Genomic DNA, 7,634 nt, shown 5'->3' with positions numbered 1-7,634 from the left:
ACACTTGAGCATCCCAAAGCTTGTCCACTAAAGAGGGCTCACTACCTACAAAAACTTAACCACTACATCGCTCAAGGCTTTGCTATTGTCTACATGGATGAGAGTAGCTTTGAGAGTGAAACGATGCGTCCTTGTAGTTATGCACCCATCGGTAGCCCTTGTATTGACCGCTATAACTGGCAATCCAAAGAGCGAACCAACGTCATTGGTGCGCTCTTTGGCAAAATGCTGTTTGCACTCGATTGCTTAAAGAGCAACATCAATAAAGAGGTTTTCTATCACTGGTGCAAGATCACGCTGGTACCAAAGCTTAAGAAAAAATGTGTGATCATTATGGATAATGCGACGTTTCATAAGCGCGTTCAAAAGCTGCTTAACAGGCATGATCACAGGCTTCTATTCTTACCACCTTATAGTCCTGAATTAAATCCCATCGAGAAAAAATGGGCTCAAGTGAAGTTTCTACGCCAAGGCTGGATGGAAAATGACTTATCTAAATTGTTTTATGATATTCATCCAAATCATAACTCTTTTGTAGTGCAGTGACTATAAGTCATGCTCACTTAAACGGCTATAAAAACCATGAGCCGCCGCTACGGCAATGGCATAGACCAAGTCAAACAATAGCTCAAACGTGGTCAAAGGCCTGTTTGGCTCATTCATTGGTATCACGCGCTCGAATAGGTTTTATTTTGAGCCTACTTATCATCTATGGTGTTCCAGGTTTTATAAATTCGTATAGTTATTTTATCCTGACTGCTTAGACTAAAGCATACTCGCTTGCAATAATTGCTTGGCATACGGATGCTTTGGATTATCAAAAATAGCTTCGGTCGCTCCAGACTCGATGCACGCGCCTTCTTTTAGTACCATAATATGCTGGCATAAAGCGCGCACAACCTTTAGATCGTGACTGATAAACACGTAACTGATGTGCAATTTTTCCTGAATTTCCCGTAGCAAGTTGACCACCGTAACCTGCGTGGTGCTATCAAGTGCAGACGTTGGCTCATCAAGTATCAATAAACTTGGCTGCATCACAAGCGCACGAGCAAGCGCCACTCGCTGACGCTGACCGCCTGATAGCTCATGCGGATAACGCTGGGCAAACTCAGCAGGCAGGTGCACGGTTGCCAAACTATCCATCACCGCCTGCTGACGGGCGACCTTAGCCACGCCTTGTACCAACAGCCCTTCTTCAACTATCTGCATCACCGTCATACGCGGATTGATACTGGCAAAGGGGTCTTGAAATACCATCTGAATCTGCGAGCGGAATTTTCGCAGCTCACTCCTAGACAATACCGCGATAGCTTGGCCGTTCACCACAATCTGACCACTGATGCGTGCTTGATGACTCAGTAATTGACTCAGCGCAAGGGCAATGGTGGTTTTGCCAGAGCCAGACTCGCCAACGATACCGAGCGCCTGCCCTTTTTGCAGCGTCATATCGACGTTTTTTACTGCATCAAACCAGCGCTTGACGCCGCCAAACAGACTTTTTTCGATCGGAAACTGTACTTGTAAATGACTGACTTGCAATACGGTTGGCCGCTGACTTTCATTCTCAGATAGATCTAATGCTTGCCCAAAATCTTGCTCGATAAGAGTGCGAGTATAGTCAGCTTCTGGCTGATTAAACACCTCGGCAGTTTTCCCCTGCTCAATCGTTTGACCTTGGCGCATGACGATGACGTTATCGCTATAGCGTTTGACCAAATTAAGATCATGGCTGATGAGTATCATTGCCATCTGATGCTGCCGCTTGAGACTATCTAGCAGCTCAAGAATCTCATGCTGCAGAGTAACATCCAGCGCAGTGGTCGGCTCATCAGCGATTAAGATATCAGGCTGCTGCGCCAATGCCATGGCGATCATTACCCGCTGGCGTTGGCCACCGGACAGCTCATGTGGATAGCGATGCAGCTTGTCAGCAGGGTCAGTAATATTGACATCACTTAGCAAAGCGATGCTCCTGTCTCGCCAGTGCTTTTTGGGTACGCCGCTTAGACGCAACGACTCGGCGATTTGCTTGGCAACCGTATGTAATGGGTTCAGCGCTGTCATCGGCTCTTGAAACACCATAGCGATGCGCTGACCACGGATAGCGCGCAGCGCTGCATCACGTGTTTTATGGTTGCTTATCGGCAATGTTGTCATTTTTTCCGCGTCTGCCAACTGCACTTTACCTGTGACGCTCAAGCTATTTGGTAGCAAGCCCAACAGTGCAAGACTGGCGATCGACTTGCCAGAGCCTGACTCGCCGACGATAGCCAATGTCTCCCCTTGTCGCAGCTCGTACGTTAGCTTATCGACTAAGACGATGTCTGCGTCCGTGACGATGCTAAGTTTATCTACTACCAGCATGAGCTTGTTTTGTGTATTGCTATGATTGTCACCTAAAAGGCTGCTTTGCTCAGTAGTAGTTATCATATTGGCGTTTATCATCTTATCAGTTGTCATTTTAGGAGCGCCTCGGATCAAAGGCATCACGCAACGCTTCGCCAATAAAGATGAGCAAGGATAAGATAAAAGTCAGACTAAAAAACCCTGATAGTGCCAGCCAAGGCGCATCAAGGTTGTTTTTGCCTTGTACCATCAGCTCGCCAAGTGACGGCGAGCCAGGCGGTAAGCCATACCCTAAAAAATCTAGCGCGGTTAAGGCAATGATATTGGCTGTTAGGATAAACGGCAACTGCGATAAGCTAGAGGCCAAGGCATTGGGCAAGATGTGCCTCATCATAATGCGGCTATCCGACACCCCAAGGTTACGGGCTGCGCGGACATAATCAAAGTTACGCGCCCGCAAAAACTCGGCGCGTACCAAACCGACTAATCCCATCCAGCCAAATAGCAGCATCATGGCAAACAGCATAAAGATGCTGGGACTAAACAAGCTGACCAAAATAATAATCATAAACAGCTGCGGCATCCCGCCCCACACTTCCATAAAGCGCTGGCCTGCCAAATCTACCCAGCCACCGTAATAGCCTTGTATCGCACCGACAATAATACCAATCATCGCCCCTGCCAGCGTCAAAGCGATACCAAATAACAACGACACCCGCATGCCATAAAGTATGCGCGCCAGCACATCACGACCCAAATCATCCGTACCCAGCCAGTTTTGGCTATTGGGCGGCGCAGGATAAGGCAGACCCAGCGCAACATTTGGCGTCTGATCGGCAAAGGGAATGGGCGGCATCACATAAAAGCCTTGCTCATTAATCAGCGTTTGCACTGCAGGGTCTTTATAATTGGTTTCGGTCTCAAACACACCGCCAAACGTCGTCTCAGGATAGGCCTTTAGCACAGGAAAATAGTAATCGCCTTGATACTGCACCAGTAGCGGCTTGTCATTGGCAATCACGTTGGCTGCCATACAAAGGACGAATATCAGGGCAAAAATAGCGAGCGATACGACGCCAAGACGATTGCGACGAAAGCGGTGTAGGCGTGCTTGCCAAATAGGATTTAGGCGGCATTTTTTTGTCATCGTCATAGACGGACTTGCAGGCGCTGAAGGTAATGGTTGACTTGACATTAGCGACCCTCAAAATCAATACGCGGATCAATGAGGTGATAACTTAAATCACTGATGAGCTGTAATAGTAGACCAACTAAGGTAAAGATAAACAGCGTGCCAAATATCACTGGATAATCACGCTGCTGAATGGCCTCAAAGCCAAGCAGTCCTAAACCATCGAGTTTAAAGATGATTTCAATAAGAAAATTACCAGCAAAGAAAATCCCAACGATGGCCGCGGGGATACCAGCGATAATAATCAGCATCGCGTTACGAAACACATGACCGTACAGCACTTGACGCGCGCCTAAGCCTTTGGCGCGTGCGGTTAGGACATATTGCTTACCCAGCTCTTCTAAAAAGCTAAACTTGGTCAAATAAGTCAAGCCGGCAAAACCGCCAACGGTACTTGCTAATAGCGGCAGTGCCAAGTGCCAAAAGTAATCCTTCACTTTACCCAAGGTACTTAACTGATCAAAATTCTCGGAGGTCAGTCCCTGCAGCGGAAAGATATTCCAGTAGCTGCCACCCGCAAAAAACACCAACAGTATGACGGCAAACACAAACACAGGTATCGCATGGCCAATGGCGAGTAGCATAGCAGTGGCTTTATCAATCCCCGAGCCGTGATGCATGGCTTTGTAGATGCCAAGTGGGATGGCAATCATATATATCAGCAGCGTACTCCACAGCCCAAGCGAGATAGATACTGGCAGCTTTTCTATAATCAGATCGGTCACCGTCTGGCCCTTAAAAAACGACTCACCAAAATCTAACTGGGCGTAGTTCTTTAGCATCAGCCAAAAGCGCTCAGGCGCTGACTTATCAAAGCCGTATTGCGCATTGATTGCGGCCACCATCTCCTCAGATAGGCCGCGCGTGCCTTGGTAGGTACTATCATTGCCGCCTGCACTACCCGCGCCGATACTACCGCCGAGCGCATTGTCTTTTGCGCCTTGCTCAATCAATGCCAGCTGCTGCTCCACAGGACCGCCTGGCGCCGCTTGTACAATCACAAAGTTCGCCAGCAATATCAAAAATAGCGTCGGTAATATCAGCAGCAATCTTTTTAAGATATAACGACCCATATGTCAGCTTCCTAAAATAATTAGAAGTTGTTTTTCAGCTCACGTAGCGCGGCAAATACCGTCAGTGACTTATCATCATTGATCGCCATCTTGGCCTTGACACCTGCGATCACACTCGGCTCTTGTGTGCGCAAAAACACATTGACAGCACGCTCATGCGCCAAGGTCACCGGCAATGTTGGGGTGCCTTGGGCGGTCTTTTCTTCTGCTTGCGCCAATGCTTGCTGCATCGCTTCATTAGCAGGCTCGATAGAGAGACCAAAGCGTAGATTGCTGGCAGTATATTCATGCGCTGGATACAGCAGCGTCTCGGCTGGCAGTCCGTTTAAACGCTTAAAGCTCTCATGCAACTGCTCTATCGTTCCTGTAAACACGCGGCCGCAGCCAGCACTAAACAAGGTATCTCCGCAAAAACAATGCTTTTGACCATCGATATCTAAGACATAAGCCACGTGACTTGCCGTATGACCCGACACGTCCCATACTTGCGCCGCGCAGCCCCAGGCACTGACCGTGCTACCATCCTTGATGGTCTGGTCTTCATCGACCGTATGCTCGCCATGGGCCACCAGATGCGTCATCGGATAAGACTCTTGTAGCTCTGCCACACCGCCGATATGATCATGATGATGGTGGGTGGTCCAGATAGACGTCAGCTCCAGCTCATTGTCTTCTAGATAAGCAACGACAGGCTCAGCTTGACCCGGATCAATGACGATGGCTTGCTTGTTATTTTCATTAATGAGCGCCCAGATATAGTTGTCATTAAACGCTTTAATCGGGTGAATACGAATACTCATATCAAATCCTTACCAGTAGTTATAGGTGTTGCTTATCTTTTTATTCAAGTATTGAGAATGGCTATTTTTGATAAACGATACATTAGATATTAGGTACCCAAGCCATCGTTTATTTTTTCAAGTAGTTATTGACGCGCGCTTCGGCTGCTTTATCCACCCACCAGTAGTCGATTCCGACTGCATTAGTCGGCAGTGTGCCATTATGGCGATACTGATTCCAGTAGGCAACATTGGTACTAGATTTGCCATATAGCGGGACCATATAGTGACCTGCGCGTAGCAGACGATCAAGGACGTGCGTATATAAGACAATCTCGTCACGACTTTCGGCGTCGCCTAATTGTTCTATCACCTCATCTATCGCCGCGTTTTTGATACCTGCCGTGTTTCGGTTGCCCGTCTCATCGGCAGCACTACTACCCCAAAACCCTACTTGCTCAGCACCAGGCGATAAGCTTTGGGCAAATACATCGACCACCATATCATAATCAAAGCGGCGCATTCGCTCGTAATATTGTGGGCCATCGACTTGCCGCAAGGTCGCATCGAACCCTAGGCGCTTGAGATTACGAATATAAGGCAGCAACACACGTCCCATGGTCTCGCCCGTCATCAGCATCTCAATCCGAGCACGCTTACCATTAGGCTGATATAGCTGCATATCGTCATAATAAAAACCCGCATCTAGCAAAAGCGCACGCGCCTTTAATAACCCTTCACGATTAAAGCCGCTAGCATCGCTGGTGGGAAGTTGCCATCTCGCCAGTACTGCACGGCGCTGAATCGGCTCAAGTGTCGGCAGTAGTGGTTTTAGCACCTGCATCTCGGTAGGCGATGGCGTACCCGTAGCGGCAAGCTCCGAGCCATGAAAAAAGCTTTGCAGGCGCTCATACTGCCCATGAAACAGCGTCTTATTCATCCATTCAAAATCATAAGCGGCGCTCAGTGCTTGGCGCACGCGAATGTCTTGAAACAATGGCCGGCGCAAATTCATCACCAGCGCCTGCATAGGTACTGGGTTTTGACTGCTGATGGTTTCTTTTTTAATGAGCCCTGCTTTTACCGCTGGGAATCGATAACCGGTTGCCCAATTAGAGGCTTTATTTTCTGGGCGAAAGCGATATTGTCCAGACTTAAACCCTTCAAAAGCAATCTCATCACTTTGGTAATAGACAAACTTAATCCTATCAAAGTTATAGCGACCGCGATTGACTATCAAATCCCGCCCCCAGTAATTGGGATCACGGACATAGCTCACCGAGCGTCCTGCATCGACGCGGCCAAGCTTATAAGGCCCACTGCCCATGAGCGGCGTTAGGCTGATTTTTTCAAAGTCGGTATCGATAGAGGATTTGGCAAACACTGGAAACTGCCCGACTGTTAATAGAATCTCTTTATTATCATCGGAGGTAAAGACAAACTTGACTCGCCGCTTATCGACAATTTGGATGTCTTTGATATCTCCCAAATAGCTACGAATATACATCGGGCCTTTATTTAATATGGCGTCATAAGTGGCTTTGACATCGGCACTAGTGACCTCTGTGCCATCCCAAAAACGCGCCGCAGGGTTAATATGATAGATAATCCAGCTGGTGTCCTCAGGGTCGTAGGTAACTTTGCTGGCCAGCTGCGGATACATGGTAAAGGCTTCATCTAATGATCCGGTCATCAACGTGTCGTACAGATAGTCGGTACCGACCATCGCCACCCCCGTGGTCATCCATTTGTTGGCCGCATTAAAGGTGCCGCGCGCATCGAGTGACAGCGTGCCGCCTTTGGGCGCATTTGGATTGGCATAGGGCATATATGGGGCGTCGGCATATTCAGTGGGACTATTATGACCAAGCGCTGTCGTGGTGACAGGCGCTGCTATAGCTATCGGCAGCCAGCCGATGACCAGAGCAAACAAAACGGTTTTTGGCAGGGCTTTTTTGGGCATCATGGGGTATCAATAGACCTCTTTACTTACCGTACCTATCATCGAAAAAACGTGAGCATTATAGCCATAACACGTAAAAACCACTGCCAAGCTCTGCCCTCGAAAAATTTTATCATAACAAACTTAGGTTTTTTCACCTAATGATTTGCTGGATCGATGTCGTCATGCTCGAGGCTTTTTTGATAATACAGCGCAGCGATGAGGTGGGTTTACATCAGTAGAGGCACGGTTTTAGGTATACAGTAGGTTTGCCTAGCGGTTTTTTGACTGACAATAAA

Annotated in this window: 6 protein-coding genes; 1 reads left to right on the top strand and 5 read right to left on the bottom strand. The window is 48.0% G+C overall.

The features are described from left to right. Nucleotides 1-546 (top strand): transposase (locus tag NK638_RS11165; RefSeq protein WP_342454292.1); only part of this gene is annotated, 546 nt, incomplete at its 5' end. A gap of 219 nt (nt 547-765) precedes the next feature. On the opposite strand, the gene NK638_RS11160 is transcribed toward NK638_RS11165, so the two are convergent. The 5 genes from NK638_RS11160 to NK638_RS11140 form a co-directional block, all read right to left on the bottom strand. Next, entirely contained in the window at nt 766-2,433 is a 1,668-nt protein-coding gene (locus tag NK638_RS11160) for an ABC transporter ATP-binding protein (protein ID WP_446739835.1), read from the bottom strand. A gap of 31 nt (nt 2,434-2,464) precedes the next feature. Beyond that, on the bottom strand, nt 2,465-3,496 hold the full coding sequence (locus tag NK638_RS11155; protein WP_446739834.1) for an ABC transporter permease: 1,032 nt from the start codon (nt 3,494-3,496) through the stop codon (nt 2,465-2,467). A gap of 47 nt (nt 3,497-3,543) precedes the next feature. Continuing rightward, nucleotides 3,544-4,614, bottom strand: coding sequence for a microcin C ABC transporter permease YejB (gene yejB, locus NK638_RS11150; protein ID WP_105245699.1), 1,071 nt, complete (start codon nt 4,612-4,614; stop codon nt 3,544-3,546). Nucleotides 4,615-4,634: 20 nt separating this feature from the next. Then, entirely contained in the window at nt 4,635-5,414 is a 780-nt protein-coding gene (gene gloB / locus NK638_RS11145; protein ID WP_274633072.1) for a hydroxyacylglutathione hydrolase, read from the bottom strand. 109 nt (nt 5,415-5,523) lie between these two features. Beyond that, a complete protein-coding gene (locus NK638_RS11140) occupies nt 5,524-7,356 on the bottom strand; it encodes an extracellular solute-binding protein (protein WP_274633073.1) in 1,833 nt (610 codons plus the stop codon). Nucleotides 7,357-7,634: the final 278 nt, after the last annotated feature.

It is taken from the genome of Psychrobacter sp. A3 (assembly GCF_028823565.1).
Classification (GTDB): Bacteria; Pseudomonadota; Gammaproteobacteria; order Pseudomonadales; family Moraxellaceae; genus Psychrobacter; species Psychrobacter celer.
Note: the sequence above shows the minus strand (reverse complement) of the source record. Positions and strands in the feature narration are given on the sequence as shown.